Below are 18,968 nucleotides of genomic sequence, written 5' to 3'. Positions count from 1 at the left end.
GTGGCTCAGGTCCAGTGTGGTCTCATGCATGCGCATGCAGGGGCTTTCCGGCCAGCGCAAGGTGCGCTTCGCCGAGGGCTTCGTTCTGCGTCGGGTGTGCGTGGATCAGGGAAGCGACATCGTCGGGCAGAGCTTCCCACCCGACGATCAGCTGGGCCTCACCGACCTGCTCACCCATCCGCGCACCGATCATGTGGACGCCGACGACGGCGCCGTCCTTGGCACGCACCAACTTCACGAAACCCTGCGTCTGCAGGATCTGGCTCTTGCCGTTGCCGCCGAGGTTGTACTCGTAGGTGCTCACTTCGCCGTGCACCTTCTCCGCCTGCTCCTGGGTGAGCCCGACGGAGGCGATCTCGGGGTCGCAGTAGGTGACCCGCGGGATGCCGCTCTCGACGATCGGTGCGGGCTCGAGCCCGGCGATGTCCTCGGCGACGAAGATGCCTTGGGCGAACCCGCGGTGGGCCAGTTGCAGACCCGGCACGATGTCGCCGACCGCCCGCACCGACGCGACGTTGGTGCGGCACCGCTCGTCGGCGAGCACGAACCCGCGGTCGACGTTCACGCCGGCCTCCTCGTAGCCCAGGCCGTCGGTGACCGGGCCGCGTCCGACGGCGACCAACAGCAGGTCGGCCTCGATCGTCTCGCCCGATTCCAGACTCACGGTGACGCCGGTGTCGGTGCCCTGCGCACCGGCGAACTTCACGCCGGTCTTCGCGGTGATCTTGCGCTTCTTGAACGAACGCTCCAACTGCTTGGAGATCGCTTCGTCCTCGGCGGCGACCAGGCGGGGGAGCGCCTCGACGATGGTGACGGCGGCACCGAAGGAGTTGAAGACGGAGGCGAACTCGACACCGATGACCCCGCCGCCGAGCACGACGACCTTCTCCGGCACGAAGTCGAGGGTGAGGGCCTGGTCGCTGGTCATGACGCGCGGCCCGAGTTCGAGACCCGGCAGCGACTTGGCGTACGAACCGGTGGCGAGCACGACATTGCGGCCGGTGAGCACGCGGTCGCCGACGGTGACGGTGGTCGGGGAAGACAGGCGTCCCTCGCCCTCGACGTAGTCGATCGCGGCCGACTTCACCAGGCCCTGCAGGCCCTTGTACAGGCGGGAGATCACTCCGTCCTTGTACTTGTGCACGCCGACCATGTCGATCGACTCCAGTGAGGTGTTGACCCCGAACTTCGCGCCTTCACGGGCGGAGTCGGCGACCTCGGCGGCGTGCAGCAGCGCCTTGGTCGGGATGCAGCCACGGTGCAGGCAGGTGCCGCCGAGCTTGTCCTTCTCGACCAGCGCGACGGTCAGCCCGAGTTCTGCGGCGCGCAACGCGCACGCGTAGCCACCGCTGCCTCCGCCCAGAATGACAATGTCGTAGGTCTGGTCGGTGGTCTGCACCATTGCAGGCAACTCCTAGGGCTCGGTCGGTGGCCGAGATCGTCGGCCTCGCCAATCTTGGCACTTCCCGCGCGTGTCGCGTGAAGGTGGCTCACAACTCGCCGGTATCGGCCGGTTGCCGAGCGCTAATCGGTGGCTCCGGGGCGCGCGACGTGCAAGAGTGACGGCACCCGGTCACCCCAGCAGAAGGAGTGGACATGTCATCGAACAAGCCGTCACCCAGTGACGAGATGAAGGCGAAGTTCCGCGAGGCGCTCGACAAGAAGAAGGCGCACGGCGGCCGCGACGTCTCCGATCACTCGGAGCACTCGAAGGTGCACGGCGCTCACGACGCCGAGACCTCCGGCACGCAGCAGATGTTCCGGCGCAAGTCGGGCTGACCGACGGCAGGACCGACGCAGACGAGACAACGGTGCCCCGCGAGATGTGATCTCGCGGGGCACCGTTCGTTCGTGCGGTCAGGCGCGCGCTTCGGCCAGCGCCACCAGCGTGCGGACGCTGTGACCCGTCGCCCCGGCCGGGGTGTAGCCGTAGGCGCCTGCCTCGTTGAACGCCGGGCCGGCGATGTCGAGGTGGGCCCACGGCAACTGGGCCCCCGAGTTGTCGTCCCCGACGAACTCGCGCAGGAACAGCGCGGCGGTGATCATGCCGCCCATGCGCTCACCGGTGTGCTTCACGTCGGCGACGTTGGACTTCATCGACGGACGCAGTTCGTCCAGCAGCGGGATCGGCCACATCGCCTCGCCGGCGGTGCCGGCGGCGGCGAGCACCTCGTCGCGCAGCGCGTCCTGGTTGGACAGCACCGCGGTCGTGCGCGGACCGAGCGAGAGCACCGCGGCGCCGGTCAGCGTCGCGACGTCGATGACGAGGTCGGGGTCGACGGTCGAGGCGAAGCAGAGGCCGTCGGCCATCACCAGGCGTCCCTCGGCGTCGGTGTTGATGATCTCGACCGACTTGCCGTTCGGCATGGTGACGACGTCGCCCGGACGCTGCGCGTCGGCGCCGGTGAGGTTCTCGGCCAGGCACAGGTAGGTGGTGACGGCGATCGGCAGACCGAGCGCCGCGATCGCGGCGGTCGCCGCGGCGACGGCGGCCGCGCCGGCCATGTCGCACTTCATCGTGACCATGCTCGCGCCGGGCTTGATGCACAGGCCGCCGCTGTCGAAGGTGATGCCCTTGCCGACGAGCGCGATGTGAGCCTTGGCCTTGGCCGGCTTGTAGGTGAGGGTGACCAGACGCGGCGGGCGCGCCGAGCCGCGTCCGACGCCGATGAGGCCGCCGCAGTTGGCCTTCGCCAACGCCTTCTCGTCCTGCACCTGCACCTTCACCTCGGTGCCGGCGAAGTACTTCTTCGCGGCGTCGGCGAACGACGCCGGGTAGAGGTCGAGCGGCGGCTGGTTGACCAGGTCGCGGGCCCACGCCTGCGCGTCGGCGACGACCTGCGCGCGCTTCACGCCGGTCTTGGTGGCCGACGCCTTCGCCACGGACGACGACACGGTGGCCTTCGTCAGCGGCTGCGGCTTTGGACCGGTGGCGCGGTAGGCGGTGTACTCGTACGCTCCGAACCGGACACCCTCGACGGTCGCCACGGTGAGCGCGCTGGAGTCGCTGGGGAAGCCGAAGCAGGCGTGCGCGGTGTCGGTCAGCGTGCGCGCGGCGGCACCGGCGGCGCGACGCACGGCCTCGGTGTCGGCGTCCGTCGGCTCGTGATCGAGACCCGAACCGGTGGCCACCACCAGACCCGTAGCCCCCGGGATGCCGGCGAGCTTGACGACCTCGTCCGCAGTGCCGGTGGCGCCGAGCACTTCCAGGGCGCCGTTGACGGCCTCCGCGACGGCGGGGTCGATGTTGCCGGACGCGACGGTCGCCTTGCCGCCGGTGGCAAGGGTCATCACGACCAGAACGGGTGCCGACACCTTGTCGGCGGGGCGGTCGGTCAGGGTCACATTGGTCACGGGGTGAGCGTCCTCTCGGGGTGATCTCGGGTGTACTCGCGGGTTTGGCCCACCGGCGACAATACGCGGGTGTCGGACTGTAGGTTCGGCTCTCATGAGCGATGCATCACTGAAAGCCTCCCCGCTGCACGACCGGCACACGGCGCTCGGGGCGAAGATGGCCGACTTCGGCGGTTGGCAGATGCCGATCGAGTACCCGGGCGCAGGGGTGCTGCGCGAGCACACCGCCGTGCGCGAAGCGGTCGGCATCTTCGATGTCAGCCACCTCGGCAAGGCCCTGGTCAAAGGCCCGGGTGCGGCCGACTTCGTGAACAGGTGCTTCACCAACGACCTGCGTAAGGTGTCGCCGCCGAAGGCGCAGTACACGATGTGCTGCGACGAGGCCACCGGCGGCGTGGTCGACGACCTGATCCAGTATCTCCACGGCGACGACGAGGTGTTCCTGGTGCCGAACGCCGCCAACACCGCCGAGGTGGTGCGCCGGATGAACGAGAAGGTGCCCGACGGCATCACCGTCACCGACCAGCACACCGAGTACGGCGTGATCGCGGTGCAGGGTCCGAAGTCGTTCGAGGTGGTGCAGGCGCTCGGGCTGCCGACCGACCTGGAGTACATGTCGTTCACCGAGGCCGACTGGAACGGCCGTCCGGTCATCGTGCTGCGGTCCGGTTACACCGGGGAGAAGGGCTTCGAGCTCGTGCCGCGCTGGGACGACACCCCGGCAGTGTGGGATGCGCTGGTCGAGGCCATGCAGCCGTACGGCGGTCTGCCCTGCGGCCTGGGCGCCCGCGACACGTTGCGCACCGAGATGGGCTACCCGTTGCACGGCAACGACCTGTCGATGCAGATCACGCCCAACATGGCGCGCTCCGGCTGGGCCGTCGGTTGGAAGAAGGACGCCTTCTGGGGCAAGGAGGCGCTCGAGGCGCAGAAGGCGGCGAAGGACTACCGACTCACCTGGGGTCTGCTGGTCACCGGCCGCGGCATTCCGCGGTCGCACTGCGAGGTGAAGAACGCCGCCGGTGACGTCATCGGCGAGGTCACCTCCGGCACGATGTCGCCGACCCTCAAGCAGGGCATCGCACTCGCGCTGCTCGACCGCGACGCCGCCGAGGGCGACGAGGTCGTCATCGACGTGCGCGGCCGCGCGGCGGAGGCGAAGGTCGTGAAGCCGCCCTTCGTGAAGGTCGAGACCGACTGAGCCGCAACGCGGTTCAGTCAGATCACTGAGTAATCAGCGCACCACCGGTGCGTTCGACAGGTCGAGGATCCGGCCGGCGATCACCACATGGGTTCGCCGGCTGGCCTCGGAGATGATCGCGTTCACCCGTCCGAGCGTCTCCTGGTAGACGCGGGCCCGCGGTTCGACCGGCACGGGGGAGAAGCTCACCTCGTGTGACACCGCGACGGTGTCGAACGGCGCATCGGCCCACAGCGCGGCCAACTCGTACGTGACGTCCTCGACGCGTTTCAACGAGCCGGTGAGGTCGTCCCACGACTGCCATTCGTCGAGCAGACCGACGACCCAGGTGCCGAGGCAGTCGACCAGCACGGGGTTGCGCGAGCGCAGGATCGACCGGGTCACATCGAGCGTGCGCACGACGTTCTTCTCGGCGCCGGTGACGACGTCCTCCCGGGGACCGTGCACACCGTCGTTGTGGTCGTGGCCGTCGGCCGAAGCGTCGATGACCGTGTAGGCCCCGGTGGGCAACAACGATCGTGCGTGTCGGGTCTTCCCGCTGCGCGTGCCCCCGAGCACCAGGGTCGTCGCCATCCGTCCAGCCTCCTGCAGCACCGATTCCGCCGTCACGACCATGACACCGGCCGCGCCGTACAGGGTACTTGGCCGACCCGCGGACCGAATGGCGGACCAATGCCCCGTGTCGCCTCCTGCAGGGGCGGTGCGGTGTGCCAGACTTGGCCCACGATCGCGGGCAAACCCCGCCCGATACAGGAAGTACGCCTCCACCCTGGCGATTCGACCGATCACAGCGCCTGGCCCCATTGCGAACCGGGCGCCCATTCGTGAAGCCGAAACCGCCAATGGAGGTGGAGACCTTTGTCTGCCATGACTCACTCATCCAGCCCTGATACGTCCGGCCCGATCTTCGTCGCGCACGAGGGCGGCAAGCTCGAGTCGGTGCCGAGCAAGCCGCTGCGCGACCGCAAAGACCTCTCGATGCTGTACACGCCCGGCGTCGCCGACGTGTGCCGTGCCATCGCCCAAGACCCGCAGCTCTCGTTCACCTACACGACTCGCCGCAACACCGTCGCGGTCGTCACCGACGGCACCGCCGTGCTCGGTCTCGGTGACATCGGTCCGGTTGCCGCGCTGCCGGTGATGGAGGGAAAGGCGGTGTTGTTCAAGCACTTCGGCAACGTCGACTCCGTGCCGGTGTGCCTCGAATCGGGCACCGTCGAGGAGATCGTCGAAGCCGTCGTCCGCCTCGCCCCGACCTACGGCGGCATCAACCTGGAGGACATCTCCGCGCCGCGTTGCTTCGAGATCGAGCGGCAGCTCAAGGAGCGCCTCGACATCCCGGTCTTCCACGACGACCAGCACGGCACCGCGATCGTGGCTCTCGCCGCGCTGATCAACGCGGCGAAGGTGGTCGGGCGCGACATCGCCTCGCTGCGGGTCGTCATCGGCGGCGCCGGCGCCGCGGGTGTCGCGATCGCCAACATCTTCCGTCGGGCCGGCATCAAGGACCTCGTGGTCTGCGACTCCCGCGGCATCATCGAACCGCAGCGCAGCGACCTCACCGAGCACAAGCGCAAGCTCGCCGCCACCACCAACCCGTTGGGTCTGCGCGGCAAGCTCGGCGACGCGCTGCTCGAGGCCGACGTCTACGTCGGAGTGTCGGGCGGCACCGTGCCCGAGTCGGACGTCGCTAAGATGGCCGACAACTGCATCATCTTCGCGCTCGCCAACCCCGACCCGGAGGTGCACCCGACGGTGGCGCACAAGTACGCGGCCGTCGTCGCGACCGGACGGTCGGACTTCCCGAACCAGATCAACAACGTGCTCGCCTTCCCGGGGCTGTTCCGCGGTGCCCTCGACTCGGGCGCCCCGCAGATCACCGAGGCGATGAAGGTCGCTGCCGCCGAGGCGATCGCGTCGCTGGTCGACAACCCCACCGCGACGCAGATCGTGCCGAGCGTGTTCGACGAGCGGGTCGCCCCGACCGTGGCTCGAGCGGTGTCCGAACTCGCCTGAGTTTCAAGCGAACACGCGAAAGGGCCGAGGCGATCTGCGAGATCACCTCGGCGCTTTCGCGTGTGTCGGGGGTGCTGTCAGCGACGCCCTCCGCCGAGGATGCCGCCGAGGATGTCGCCCAGTCCGCCGGGCAGACCGCCCTGTGCGCCCTGGCCGCCGCCCATGCCGCCGAGGATGCTGCCGAGGATGTCGCCGAGACCGCCCGCGCCGGCGTCCTGGGTGGGTGCCTGGCCGGTGCTCTGGCCGGTGTTCTGGCCGGCCGGCTGCTGCGGTGCCGCCTGTCCAGTGGTCTGCCCGCCGGTCTGTCCGCCGCCGAGCACCTTGCCGGAGATGTAGCTGAGCACGATCGGCGCGAGGATCGGCAGCAGCTTCTTCAGGATGTCGCCGCCGGCGCCGCCGTCCATGCCGCCGAGCCGGTTGACGACCTCGTCCTGGTTGGCACCGAAGACGTGGCTGACGATCTGCTGGCCCTCCTGGGTGTCGACCTGGTCGAGCGCCGGCGTACCGCCCTGGTGGTCGCCGAGCGCGTCGAACAGCGACTGCGCCCCGGCCTCGTCCTGGGCGTTCGCCTGCAGGCCGCCGACCAGTGCGGGGATCAACTGCTCCGCGGCGGCGCGGGTGGTCTGCTCGTCCGCGCCGACCTGCGCGGCAAGCTGGTCCATCGGGATCCGGTCGAGGATGTCCTGTCGTGCGTCCATGGAAGCTCCTGGCTCGGGGGTTGGCTGGGTGTTGAGTTGGTGTCGTCCTCGCGGACGACCGCGCAATCACCCTACGGGTTTCGCCTACGGTGCAGGGATGAACGAGTGGACCTGGGCCTACACCGGCGGCGAGCCGGACGGATCGGCCGGTTTCCCGACGCAGGCGGACGCCGAGGCCTGGCTGTCGCAGAGCTGGGAGGAACTCGCCGACGCCGGGGTCAGGGCGGTCACCCTGCGGCAGGGCGACTTCGACGTCTACGGGCCGATGCCGTTGTCACCCAGCTGATTCGGCGGCCACCCGGGCCGCCGCCCGCACCTCGAACTTCTGGATCTTCCCGGTCGCCGTCTTCGGCAGCTCCTCGACCAGTTGCACGCTCTTGGGCACCTGGAACCCGGCGAGCCGGGTCTTCGCGTAGGCGATGACCTGGTCCTCCAGATCGGCCGGGTCGACGCTCCCGTCGGGGACGACGACCGCGCAGACCGCCTCGCCCCACCGGTCGTGCGGCACACCGACCACGCTGCACTCCGCCACTCCCGGTGCGCTGAGCAGCGCCGCCTCGACCGCGACCGACGAGACGTTCTCGCCGCCCGACTTGATGATGTCCTTGGTGCGGTCGGTGAACCACACAACGCTCTCGTCGTCGAGGTGCCCGACATCGCCGGAGTGGAACCAGCCGTGCGCGAAGGCCTCGGCGTTGGCGGTCGGGTTGTTCCAGTAGCCGAGGCCGACGTTCGGGCCGCGGTACACGATCTCGCCGGTGGTGTTGGGTCCTTGCACCGCGCCCGACACGGGGTCCATCGTCTTGGTCAGCACGGTCGGCACCTGCGGTCCCCACGACGCGGCCGCCGTGTGACGGTGCTCCGGCCACTGCATGACGGTCGCGGGCACCACCTCGGTCTGGCCCGAGCCGAGGATGACGCTCGCGTTCGGGTACATCGTGTCGACCTTGTTCAGCAGGTCTTCGGGCATCGGCGCCATCGCGTAGATCGCGCAGCGCACCGACTCCAGATTCCTCGCTGACCGTTGCTGTTCGGCGGCACACGCGGCGTGCATCATCGGCAGCATCATCAGGTGGGTGATCGAGCGCTGCTCGACGGCGTCCAACACCTTGGCGGGGTCGAAAGCGAGCGACGGCATGACGACCGTGCCACCCATCATCAGCACCGGCATCGCGAGGGTGTTCAACGCGGTCACGTGGAACAGCGGCAGCACCACGAGCATCACCGGCGCGTCCGAGCCCCAGCCTTGCCGGGTGACGATGGCATTGCTGAGCAGGGCGATCGTCACCGAGACGTGGCTGGTCAGCACGCCCTTCGGGTTCGACGTCGTGCCGGAGGTGTAGAGGCACTGCACCGGTGCGCGCTCGGGCACCTCGACCTCCAACGGCGCGTCGGACGCCGCGGCCAGGATGTCGTTCCACGACACCGTCCGGCGGTCGGCGACGGGCTCCGGGGCGTCGGAGGTCATGACGACGGTGCGGACGGCGGGGGAGCCGGCGACGACCGGTTCCAGCTTCGGACGCAGGGCCTCGTCGGCGACGATCGCCGTCGCCTCCGCATCGCCGACGATCCAGGTGAGCAGTTCCGGCAGCAGCACGATGTTGAGCGGCAACACCACCAGTCCGGCCCGCGCACACCCGTAGTAGGCGGCGAGCATCTTCCACGAGTTCGTCATCAGCAGCGCGACCGCGGTGCCGGGTTCGACGCCCTCGTCGAGCAGCGCACGGCCGAATCGATCTGCGGTGGAGGCGAGTTCGCGGTAGGTGATCTCGGTGTCGCCGTCGACGACCGCCACCCGGTCGGGAAACAGCGCCGCGCTCCGGGTGAGCATGTCGCCCACGTTCACGCGGGTGGCGAGGTGATGGTCCAGCGGGTCGACGAGGGACAGATCGGGCTGCATGGCGTACTCCTTCAGGTGAGCGGTAGCGGGTCAGGCGGGCAGGCCGTCGAGGCGGGCGAGCACCTGGAGCATCACCTCGTCGGCGCCGCCGCCGATCGAGCCCAGTCGGGTGTCGCGCATGAAGCGCGCTGTCCAGGTCTCCTCGATGTAGCCCATGCCGCCGTGGAACTGCATGCACGTGTCGGCGACCTCGCGCACCAGTCGTCCGGCCGTCAGCTTGCCGATCGACGCCATCCGGGTGATGTCCTCACCGGCGAGCAGCGTCTCGCAGGTCTGCAGGTTGTGGCTGCGCAGCAGGTCGACCTTCGCCTGCAGTTCGGTGAGCCGGAACGCGACGTACTGGCGCTCGGCCAGCGGCTTGCCGAACACGGTGCGCTGAGCGATGTACTCGCGGGTGCGCTCGAGGGCGTGGTTGCACTGCCCGATCGCGCTGTACGCGGCGAACATCCGCTCGATCACGAACTGCTTCATCTGTTGCTGGAACCCGCGGCCGACCTCGCCGATGGTGTTGGCCACCGGCACCCGCACCTCGTCGAGCACGAGCTCGGCGGTGTCGGAGCTGCGGTTGCCCATCTTGTCGAGCAGCCGGCTCACCGAGAACCCCTCGGACTTCGTCGGCAGGATGATCTGCGACATGCCGCGGTAACCGCCCTCGTCGGAGGTGCGGGCCAGCAGGCAGATCCAGTCGGCCTGGGAGCCGTTGGTGATATACATCTTGCGTCCGGTGATCACCCAGTCGTCGCCGTCGCGGCGGGCTCGGGTGCGCAGTCGTGCGACGTCCGAGCCGGTGTCGGGTTCGGTGACACCGATCGCGGCGACCGCCTCGCCGGCGATAGCGGGCGCGAGGAACTGCTTCTTCTGCTCGGGCGTGCCCAACTCGGCCAGTGACGGCGTAGCCATCATCGTCTGCACGCCCAGTGCCATGCTGATACCCGCGCTGTGCATCCGGCCGTACTCCTCGGCCGCGATCATCGTGAAGCTGTGATCGGCGCCGAGGCCGCCGTACTCCGGCTCGTACTCGATGCCGAGCAGGCCGAGTTCGGCCGCCTTGGGGAAGAGTTCGTGGGCGGGGAAGTGGGACTTCTCCCACTCGTCCACGTGGGGGTTCACGTCCCGGTCGACGAAGCGACGGACGCCTGCACGGAAGTCTTCGTGGTCCTGAGTGAGCCGCATGGCATCACCGTAGGAGCGGCCGAGGAAAAAAACAAGCATGCTTGCTTGTTTTTGTCGATTGTGGAACGCTGCGAGCCATGACCAACCCTCTTCGGGTGGGCAACTGTTCGGGCTTCTACGGCGACCGGTTGTCCGCGATGCGCGAGATGCTCGACGGTGGCGACCTCGACGTGCTGACCGGTGACTACCTCGCCGAACTCACCATGCTGATCCTCGGGCGAGACCGCATGCGCGACACCGAACTCGGCTACGCCCGCACCTTCGTTCGGCAGTTGGAGGACAGCCTCGGCACCGCCCTCGAGCGCGGGGTGCGCATCGTCTCCAACGCCGGCGGACTCAACCCGCGCGGCTGTGCCGACGCGGTGCGCGAGGTCGCCCGCGGGCTCGGTCTCGACGTGACCGTCGCGGTCGTCGAGGGCGACGACCTCACCGAGCGGTCCGAGGAACTCGGCCTCGGGAAGGTGCTCGCCGCCAACGCCTACCTGGGCGCCTTCGGCATCGCCGAGGCGTGCCGCTCGGGTGCCGATGTCGTCATCACCGGACGCGTCACCGACGCGTCCGTCGTCGTGGGCCCGGCGATCGACCGGTTCGGCTGGGGCACAACCGATTACGACCAGATCGCCGGGGCGATGGCGGCCGGCCACATCATCGAGTGCGGCACGCAGGCCACCGGCGGCAACTTCGCGTTCTTCAACCGCGCGGACGGCTGGCTCGACGACCTCGCGCGGCCCGGGTTCCCGATCGCCGAGATCCACGAGGACGGCTCGTTCGTCATCACCAAGCACGACGGCACCGGCGGTTTCGTCACCGTCGACACGGTGCTCTCCCAGTTGCTCTACGAGGTGCAGGGCGCCCGGTACGCCGGCCCCGATGCGGTGCTCCGGCTCGATTCGCTGCGATTGGAGCAGGAGGGCCCCGACCGTGTGCTCGTGTCGGGTGCCGAGGGTGAGGCGCCGCCGCCGCAGCTGAAGGTGTCGTGCACCTCGCTCGGTGGCTTCCGCAACGAGTTGACGTTCGTGCTCACCGGCCTCGACATCGACGACAAAGCCGCGTTCGTGCGCCGCCAGGTGGAGGACGCCCTGGCCGTGCGGCCGGCCGAACTCGACTGGACCCTCTCGCGCACCGACCACGAAGACCCCGACACCCAGGAGCGTGCGGCCGCCCGGCTCACCCTCGTCGCCCGCGACCCCGACGAGAAGACGGTGGGCCGCGCCCTGTCGGGCGCGGCCGTCGAGATGGCGCTCGCGACCTACCCGGGCTGCTTCCTCACGGCGCCGCCCTCGGGTGGCACGGCGTACGGGGTGTTCAAGCCCGGCTACGTCGACCAGGGGGTGCCGCGGCACATCGCCGTGCTCGACGACGGCTCCACGGTGCGCATCCCCGCGCCACCGCAGACCCAGCCGCTGGAGCCGACCACCGACGACGCCCCGGTGTTCCCCGAAGACTTCGGTGACACCGTCCGGCGCCCGCTCGGCACCATCGCCGGCGCGCGGTCGGGCGACAAGGGCGGCAACGCCAATGTCGGCGTCTGGGTGCACAGCGAGGACGAATTCCGCTGGCTCGACTCGTTCCTCACCGTCGAGAAGCTGCAGGAACTACTGCCGGAGACGGCGCCTCTGCGGGTCGAACGCACCCGGCTGCCCAACCTTCGGGCGATCAACTTCGTCGTCGAGGGTCTGCTCGGCGAGGGCGTGGCCTACGCCGCCCGGTTCGACGCACAGGCGAAGGCACTCGGTGAGTGGCTGCGCGCCCGGGTGGTCGACCTGCCGACCCGTTTCGATCAGGAAGGAACGAACCGATGACGTTGCTAGGCAGCGCATTCGACGCCGCATCGCCGGAGGCGACGACCAACCGGACGGCGATGCTCGAGCAGCTCGCCGAGATCGACGCCGTCGCCGCCGAGGTGGTGGAGGGCGGCGGCGCGGCCGCGGTCGAACGCCACCGCAAGCGCGGCAAGCTCACCGCCCGTGAGCGCATCGACCTGTTGCTCGACCGGGACGCACCGTTCCTTGAGCTCGCGCCGTACGCGGGCTACGGCAGTCAGTTCAAGGTGGGCGGCAGCGCGGTGGCCGGCATCGGCATCGTCGAGGGCGTCGAGTGCATGATCATCGCGAACGACCCGACGGTCAAAGGTGGCTCGACCAACCCGTCCGGGGTGAAGAAGACCCTGCGGATGCACGAGATCGCGATCCAGAACCGGCTCCCGGTGATCAGTCTCGTGGAGTCCGGCGGCGCGGATCTGCCGACGCAGAAGGACATCTTCATCCCCGGCGGCGCCACCTTCCGCAACCTCACGCGGCTCTCGGCGGCGGGCATCCCGACGATCGCCATCGTGTTCGGCAACTCGACCGCGGGCGGCGCCTACCTGCCCGGCATGAGCGACCACGTGGTGATGATCGAGGAGCGCTCCAAGGTGTTCCTCGCCGGCCCGCCGTTGGTGAAGGCCGCCACCGGTGAGGAGTCGGACGACGAGTCCCTCGGCGGCGCCGGCATGCACGCCCGGGTCTCCGGCCTCGCCGACTACTACGCCGTCGACGAGCCCGACGCGCTGCGGGTCGGGCGGCGCATCGTGTCGCGGCTGAACTGGCGCAAAGCCGGTGGGCCACGCAGCCATTCGCCGAAACCGCCGCGCTACGACAGCGACGACCTGCTGGCGATCGTGCCGCCCGACCTCAAGAACCCGTTCGACCCGCGCGAGGTGATCGCGCGCATCGTCGACGACTCCGATTTCGATGAGTTCAAGCCGCTCTACGGCAGCTCGTTGGTCACCGGGTGGGCGCAGCTGCACGGCTATCCGATCGGCATCCTCGCCAACGCCCGCGGTGTGCTGTTCAGCCAGGAGGCGCAGAAGGCCGCGCAGTTCATCCAACTCGCGAACCGGTCGAACACGCCGCTGCTGTTCCTGCACAACACCACCGGCTACATGGTCGGCAAGGAGTACGAGCAGGGCGGCATCATCAAGCACGGCGCGATGATGATCAACGCGGTCTCCAACTCGACCGTGCCGCACATCTCGGTGCTCCTCGGAAACTCCTACGGCGCAGGCCATTACGGCATGTGCGGGCGGGCGTACGAGCCACGGTTCGTGTTCACCTGGCCGAGCGCGCGTTCGTCGGTGATGGGTGCGACCCAGTTGGCCGACGTCACCTACAGCGTCTCGAAGGCGTCGGCGCTCGCGCAGGGCAAACCGTTCGACGAGGACGGCGCCCTGGCGGTGCGCGCGATGATCGAGAAGCAGATCACCGCCGAGGCCATGCCGCTCGTGCTCTCCGGTCTCGTCTACGACGACGGGATCATCGACCCCCGCGACACCCGCACCGTGCTCGGCATGGCGCTGTCCGCGATCCACACCGCACCGTACGAAGGCGCCGACTCCTTCGGCGTCTTCCGGATGTGAGGAAGCCAATGACCAACGTGAAGACCCAGACCATCACCAGCGTGCTGGTGGCCAACCGCGGCGAGATCGCCCGACGTGTGTTCGCCACCTGCCGTGCCCGCGGCATCGCCACGGTGGCTGTTCACTCCGACGCCGATGCGACCAGTCCGCATGTGCTGGAGGCCGATTCAGCCGTCCGTCTGCCGGGTGTCAGCTCCGCGGAGACCTATCTGCGCGGCGACCTGATCATCGAGGCGGCCCGCAAGGTGGGCGCCGACGCGATCCACCCCGGCTACGGGTTCCTGTCCGAGAACGCCGGGTTCGCCCGCGCCGTCCGGGAGGCCGGGCTCGTGTGGATCGGCCCCGACCCCGACGCGATCGACCTGATGGGCTCGAAGGTGGAGTCGAAGGCACGGATGGCGCAGGCCGGGGTGCCGGTGCTGGAGAAGCTCGCGGTCGACGACATCACCCAGGAGCACCTGCCGGTGCTTGTGAAGGCGTCGGCCGGTGGGGGCGGACGCGGCATGCGGGTCGTGCGCGAACTGTCCGAACTCACCGACGCCGTCGCCAGCGCCTCGCGCGAGGCCGGCAGTGCATTCGGCGACGACACGGTGTTCTGCGAGCAGTACCTCGAGGCCGGTCACCACGTCGAGGTGCAGGTGATGGCCGACGCCCACGGCACCGTCTGGGCGCTGGGCGAACGCGAGTGCTCCCTGCAGCGTCGCCACCAGAAGGTGATCGAGGAGGCGCCGTCCCCGCTGGTCGACCGGGTCGGTGGTGACATGCGCGAGCGGCTGCTCGCGGCGGCTCGAGACGCGGCGGCGTCGGTCGGCTACCGGGGCGCCGGCACGGTGGAGTTCCTCGCCGACGAACGCGGACGGTTCTGGTTCCTGGAGATGAACACCCGCCTTCAGGTCGAACATCCGGTCACCGAGTCGGTCACCGGTCTCGACCTGGTCGGTCTGCAACTCGACGTCGCCGAGGGGCGCGCGCTCACCGACGACGAGCCGACGATGAGCGGTCACTCCATCGAGGCGCGTCTTTACGCCGAAGACCCTGCCGCCGGTTGGACGCCCACCAGCGGCACCCTGGACGTGCTCGAGATCCCGCAGGTGGCAACCGAATTCGAGATCCCGCCGAACGGTGGGGTGCGCCTCGACGCCGGTGTGCGCAGCGGCGACGTCGTGTCGGTGCACTACGACCCGATGCTCGCCAAGGTGATCTCCCGCGCCGCCGACCGGGAGAGCGCCGTGCGGCTGCTCGCCTCGGTGTTGCGGCGCGCGCGCATCCACGGGTTCACCACCAACCGCGACCTGCTGGTGGCCAGCCTGCTGCACCCGGAGTTTCTCGACGGCACCGCCGACACCCGGTTCTACACCCAGCACGAGCCCGGCGAACTGCTCGACGGAACGGGGGAGGATCCGGCGCTCGCCGCGGTGGCTGCGGCGCTGGCGAACTCGGCGGCAGAACGCGCCACCAGCAATGCGGGCGTTCCCGCCGGCTTCCGCACCCTCGCGCCATCGCCCCAGTCGCGGCGATTCTCGCTGGGGGACAACGAGATCGAGGTCGTCTACCAGCACGGTCGCGACGGTGTGACCGTCGAGGCGCCGGCGTCGCCGTCCGTCGTCTCCGTCGCCCCCGGCGAGGTGCGTCTGGAGATCGACGGCGTGGTGCGCCGCTTCGAGATCACCCGGTACGGCTCGGCCGACGAGGGTGCGGTCGCCGTCGATAGCCCGCTCGGGTCGGTGCGGCTGGGGGTCGTGCCCCGGTTCGTCGACCCGTCGGTGCAGATGCACGCCGGCGCGCTCGTCGCGCCGATGCCCGGCACCGTCACCCGGTTGGCGGTCGAGGTCGGCGACGAGGTGAGCGCGGGACAGCCGCTGTTGTGGCTGGAGGCGATGAAGATGGAGCACTCGGTCACGGCCGCGACGGACGGCGTCGTGAGCGAGGTGTCCGTGCAGGTCGGTGCCCAGGTCGAACAGGGTGCCGTGCTGGTGGTCGTCGACGAGGAATCGCCGGAATCGCAGGAGGGAAGACAATGAGTGAAGACCGACGGGTGGCCGTCGAGACCGGGAACGGTGTCGCGACGATCGCGCTCGACTCCCCGCACAACCGGAATGCACTGTCCGACCAACTCGTGCGCGAACTGCGTGAGGCACTCGAGGGCGCGGCGGCCGACGACGCGGTTCGCACCATCGTGCTGACCCACACCGGCGGCACCTTCTGCGCAGGCGCCGATTTGACCGAGGCGCCCGCGGCGTCCGCCGATCCGGTGCGCGCCCGCGGCGAGCAACTCACCGACCTGCTCGAAGCGATCGTGCTCGTCGGCAAGCCGGTGATCGGACGCATCGACGGTCACGTGCGGGCCGGCGGGCTCGGGCTCGTCGCGGCATGTGATCTGGTGATCGCGGGGCCGAGAACCACCTTCGCGCTCACCGAAGCCCGGCTCGGGCTGGCCGCGTCGGTCATCTCGTTGACGGTGCTGCCGCGCCTGAGCGACCGTGCGGCGTCCGAGCTCTTCCTGACCGGCGACACCTTCGACGCCGCGCGTGCCGAGAGCATCGGGCTCATCACTCGTGCGGTCGACGACTCCGCGGACGTCGACGCGGTGGTGGACGGGTTCGTGCGTTCGTTCGCGGCCTGCTCGCCCCAGGGGCTGCGTGAATCGAAGACCTTGGTCAACCACGCCCTCGCGGCAGGCATTACTGCCGACCGCGACCGGGTGATCGACCAGTCGTCGCGTCTGTTCGCCTCGCAGGAGGCCGCCGAAGGTGTGCGGGCCTTCCTGGAGAAGCGTCCGCCGCGCTGGGCCGCCCCAGTGTCATGACCGGGCGATCTGGTTCGATGGTCTGCCGATGACCACTCGAGCAACCGAACCCAAACAGGACCGCAGTAGGCAGACCCGCCAGCGGATCCTGGAGGCCACCGTGGAGTCGCTGCGGTTGCGCGGTTGGGAAGGCACCACGATGGCCGCCGTCGCAGCCGACGCCGGCACCAGTCGCGGTGCTCTGCAACACCATTTCCCGACCCGCGAGGACCTCACCGCGGCCGCTCTCGACTTCATGTTCGAGCAACGCTCGGCCGGCCTCGATGCGATGGACGTCAAGGACCTTCGCGGGGTCGAGCGGGTGCGCGCGGTGACCGAGCTGATGGTCGACGTCTACATGAGCACCTTGTTCGACGCCGCGCTGCAGGTATGGACCGTGGCCGCCGTCGACGAGTCCCTGCGGGCACGGATCGAGCCGTTGGAGGGGAAGTTCGGCCGCGAGGTGCACAACCGGACGGTCGCGCTGCTCGGTGTCGACGGACGCGACCCGGTGGTGCGGGGTCTGGTGCAGGCCACCCTCGACCTCGGTCGCGGTCTGGCCCTTGCCAATCAGCTGAGCGACGACTCGAAGCGCCGGGCTGCGGTGTTGGACGCGTGGGCGCCGCAGCTGGCGGCCGGGTTGGGGTTGCTCGACTGAGCCAGTCGCCGAGTGCGGCCGCCTAGTTCTGCGGTGATCGAAGAAGGTTGTCAGACCCTCCTGGTTGACTGTGTTCATGGAGAACGCACCGCTCAGCGCCGTCGGCCATCTGGTCGAAGCGGTGGCCGAGATGCGTTCTGCCACAGACGATTTCGACAAGATCACCCAGCTTGAGGAGTTGCAGACCCTCCTCAATGCGACCGTGGGTGCGATCGCGAGGGTGTCGGTCGACTTCGAGGTCTCCCAACGCGAGGATCAGCGGCGCCGGCAGGTGCCCAGCCGCGAGCGCGGCCGCGGCATCGCCGATCAGATCGCTCTCGCGCGGCGCATCAGCCCCGCGCAGGCGTCCCGCGATCTCGGGTTTGCCCGGGCCATGCAACGCGACCTGGCCGGCACCGGTGAGTTGCTGTCGTCCGGGCTGATCACCGAGCGTGCGGCGCAGGCGGTGCATCGAGAGACCGACCACCTCGAGCCGTCGCTGCGGCGCGAGGTCGACCGCGAACTCGCCTCGGCCTTACCCGACCTCGGCGTCCGCGCCGCGGCGAACGCGGCGAGAAGGGCGGCGTTGGCCGTCGACCCGGAGGGTGCGGCGAAGCGGGCGCGGAAGGCGGCCGGGGATCGAGCGGTGTGGTTCAAGGCGGAGCCGGACGGGATGTGCAAGATCGTGGCGTTCCTGCCCGCTCCCGAGGGCACTGCGGCGTTCGGAGCGCTGAAGAAGGACGCCGCGACCGAGCAGGCGACGGGTGCGATCGACGGGCGCACCCGGCCGCAGGTGATGGCCGACATGTTCGTGGAGCGGCTCACCGGCCGCGCCGTGCGCGAAGGCACGCCTGTCGAGGTGCAGCTGGTGATGGGCGCCGACCAGCTGTTCGGTGACACCCCGCAGAGCCCATCCACCTCGCCGACTCCCGAGACGTCCGACCCCGACGGGCCGGCCTGGTTGGACGGCTACGGACCCATCCCGGCCGCGTTGGCCCGGGCGATCGTGGCAGGCCACCCCGGATTGTTCGGGCCGAGTCCGGCGGAGGCCGACCGCGCCCAGGCGTGGCTGCGCCGTGTCTTCACCGACCCGGTCACCGGGCAGGTCACCGCGGTCGACCCGCGGCGGCGCCGATTCGACGGCACACTGCGGCGCTTCATCCGGATCAGAGACCAGGTGTGTCGAACACCGTTCTGCGACGCGCCGATCGACGACACCGACCACGTCCATTCCTACGCCGAGGGCGGCCCGACCGAGGTCGACAACGGTGCCGGGGTGTGCCGGCGGTTCAACCTGGTGAAGGAGATGCCGGGGTGGACGGTGCGGGTGGTACACGGCGATCCGGCCGGCGACGGCGGAGTCGATCCGCCGCCCGGTCACGGACACACGATCAAGATCACGACACCGACGGGCAAGACCTATCGGTCGACCGCGCCACCCGTGCCCGGCGCCGTCATTGCGGCACCGCACACGAGCGGCAGCGTCGTCGAATTGATACTGGCCGAGCGACTCGACCTGCGGTGGAGCGCCTGACCGGCGAGTGCGCTAGTTGCCCGGCTGCGGCAAGACCGTCAGCACGCGCTCGACGAAGGTGGCGAACTCGGCCATGAAGTCACGCAGCAGCCACTCGAGTTCGTCGTCGCTGACCTCGCCGTCGGCGTTGATCGCACCCGGGACCAGTTGGATGTACGCCTCCGGGGCGTTCATCTGCGGGGCGGCGAGGGGGAGTTTGCCGATCTCGATCTCGTGGAACTCCAGCGACACCGGAGCGAGCCGGGTGAGGGCGTTGGCGAGGCTGCGGTTGAT

General features: G+C 69.5%; 17 protein-coding genes. 10 read left to right on the top strand and 7 right to left on the bottom strand.

Features of this window, described 5'->3' with window-relative positions:
- Positions 1–22 precede the first annotated feature (22 nt).
- Positions 23–1,402, bottom strand: coding sequence for a dihydrolipoyl dehydrogenase (lpdA, locus tag DFJ65_RS12560; protein ID WP_115923304.1), 1,380 nt, complete (start codon positions 1,400–1,402; stop codon positions 23–25).
- A gap of 194 nt (positions 1,403–1,596) precedes the next feature.
- Between lpdA and DFJ65_RS12555 the strand changes: the two genes are divergently transcribed.
- The gene (locus DFJ65_RS12555; RefSeq protein ID WP_115924296.1) at positions 1,597–1,779 is read left to right on the top strand and encodes a DUF5302 domain-containing protein; all 183 of its coding nucleotides are present in this window, start codon (positions 1,597–1,599) and stop codon (positions 1,777–1,779) included.
- 78 nt (positions 1,780–1,857) lie between these two features.
- Here DFJ65_RS12555 and DFJ65_RS12550 read toward each other — a convergent pair whose 3' ends face one another.
- Entirely contained in the window at positions 1,858–3,354 is a 1,497-nt protein-coding gene (locus tag DFJ65_RS12550; RefSeq protein ID WP_115923303.1) for a leucyl aminopeptidase, read from the bottom strand.
- A 94-nt stretch (positions 3,355–3,448) separates the two neighbouring features.
- On the opposite strand from DFJ65_RS12550, the gene gcvT reads away from it, so the two are divergent.
- A complete protein-coding gene (gene gcvT, locus DFJ65_RS12545) occupies positions 3,449–4,555 on the top strand; it encodes a glycine cleavage system aminomethyltransferase GcvT (protein ID WP_115923302.1) in 1,107 nt (368 codons plus the stop codon).
- Between the two features lie 33 nt (positions 4,556–4,588).
- On the opposite strand, the gene DFJ65_RS12540 is transcribed toward gcvT, so the two are convergent.
- Positions 4,589–5,128 (bottom strand): bifunctional adenosylcobinamide kinase/adenosylcobinamide-phosphate guanylyltransferase, encoded by a 540-nt coding sequence (locus tag DFJ65_RS12540; RefSeq protein ID WP_170144086.1) that lies wholly within the window; start codon positions 5,126–5,128, stop codon positions 4,589–4,591.
- Between the two features lie 294 nt (positions 5,129–5,422).
- Between DFJ65_RS12540 and DFJ65_RS12535 the strand changes: the two genes are divergently transcribed.
- Positions 5,423–6,571 (top strand): NAD(P)-dependent malic enzyme, encoded by a 1,149-nt coding sequence (locus tag DFJ65_RS12535; protein ID WP_115923300.1) that lies wholly within the window; start codon positions 5,423–5,425, stop codon positions 6,569–6,571.
- 77 nt (positions 6,572–6,648) lie between these two features.
- Here DFJ65_RS12535 and DFJ65_RS12530 read toward each other — a convergent pair whose 3' ends face one another.
- Complete coding sequence (locus DFJ65_RS12530) at positions 6,649–7,269, bottom strand: DUF937 domain-containing protein (protein ID WP_115923299.1); 621 nt, start codon at positions 7,267–7,269, stop codon at positions 6,649–6,651.
- A 97-nt stretch (positions 7,270–7,366) separates the two neighbouring features.
- Between DFJ65_RS12530 and DFJ65_RS12525 the strand changes: the two genes are divergently transcribed.
- Positions 7,367–7,555 (top strand): hypothetical protein, encoded by a 189-nt coding sequence (locus DFJ65_RS12525; protein ID WP_115923298.1) that lies wholly within the window; start codon positions 7,367–7,369, stop codon positions 7,553–7,555.
- Here the strand turns inward: DFJ65_RS12525 and DFJ65_RS12520 are convergent.
- Positions 7,544–9,169, bottom strand: a complete 1,626-nt coding sequence (locus DFJ65_RS12520; protein WP_115923297.1) for a class I adenylate-forming enzyme family protein — start codon at positions 9,167–9,169, stop codon at positions 7,544–7,546. The two genes, DFJ65_RS12525 and DFJ65_RS12520, sit on opposite strands and share 12 nt — an antisense overlap.
- Before the next feature lie 30 nt (positions 9,170–9,199).
- The gene (locus tag DFJ65_RS12515) at positions 9,200–10,342 is read right to left on the bottom strand and encodes an acyl-CoA dehydrogenase family protein (RefSeq protein WP_115923296.1); all 1,143 of its coding nucleotides are present in this window, start codon (positions 10,340–10,342) and stop codon (positions 9,200–9,202) included.
- 77 nt (positions 10,343–10,419) lie between these two features.
- On the opposite strand from DFJ65_RS12515, the gene DFJ65_RS12510 reads away from it, so the two are divergent.
- The 6 genes from DFJ65_RS12510 (at position 10,420) to DFJ65_RS12485 (ending at position 18,695) form a co-directional block, all read left to right on the top strand.
- Positions 10,420–12,144 (top strand): acyclic terpene utilization AtuA family protein, encoded by a 1,725-nt coding sequence (locus DFJ65_RS12510; RefSeq protein WP_115923295.1) that lies wholly within the window; start codon positions 10,420–10,422, stop codon positions 12,142–12,144.
- The gene (locus tag DFJ65_RS12505; protein WP_115923294.1) at positions 12,141–13,739 is read left to right on the top strand and encodes an acyl-CoA carboxylase subunit beta; all 1,599 of its coding nucleotides are present in this window, start codon (positions 12,141–12,143) and stop codon (positions 13,737–13,739) included. Before DFJ65_RS12510 ends, DFJ65_RS12505 begins: the two co-directional genes overlap by 4 nt.
- A gap of 8 nt (positions 13,740–13,747) precedes the next feature.
- On the top strand, positions 13,748–15,760 hold the full coding sequence (locus DFJ65_RS12500) for an ATP-binding protein (protein ID WP_115923293.1): 2,013 nt from the start codon (positions 13,748–13,750) through the stop codon (positions 15,758–15,760).
- Positions 15,757–16,545 (top strand): enoyl-CoA hydratase family protein, encoded by a 789-nt coding sequence (locus tag DFJ65_RS12495; RefSeq protein ID WP_115923292.1) that lies wholly within the window; start codon positions 15,757–15,759, stop codon positions 16,543–16,545. The genes DFJ65_RS12500 and DFJ65_RS12495 overlap by 4 nt, the downstream gene beginning before the upstream one ends.
- A gap of 28 nt (positions 16,546–16,573) precedes the next feature.
- Complete coding sequence (locus tag DFJ65_RS12490) at positions 16,574–17,182, top strand: TetR/AcrR family transcriptional regulator (RefSeq protein WP_115923291.1); 609 nt, start codon at positions 16,574–16,576, stop codon at positions 17,180–17,182.
- Positions 17,183–17,258: 76 nt separating this feature from the next.
- Positions 17,259–18,695 carry an HNH endonuclease gene (locus DFJ65_RS12485; RefSeq protein WP_115923290.1) on the top strand — a complete coding sequence of 479 codons (1,437 nt, stop codon included), beginning with the start codon at positions 17,259–17,261 and terminating at the stop codon, positions 18,693–18,695.
- A gap of 12 nt (positions 18,696–18,707) precedes the next feature.
- Here DFJ65_RS12485 and DFJ65_RS12480 read toward each other — a convergent pair whose 3' ends face one another.
- Complete coding sequence (locus DFJ65_RS12480; protein WP_342767517.1) at positions 18,708–18,926, bottom strand: hypothetical protein; 219 nt, start codon at positions 18,924–18,926, stop codon at positions 18,708–18,710.
- Positions 18,927–18,968: the final 42 nt, after the last annotated feature.

The sequence above is a fragment of the Calidifontibacter indicus genome (assembly GCF_003386865.1).
In the GTDB taxonomy this organism is placed as follows: domain Bacteria; phylum Actinomycetota; class Actinomycetes; order Actinomycetales; family Dermatophilaceae; genus Yimella; species Yimella indica.
The sequence above is the reverse complement of the archived record's forward strand: the minus strand, read 5'-3'. Positions and strand labels throughout refer to the sequence as shown.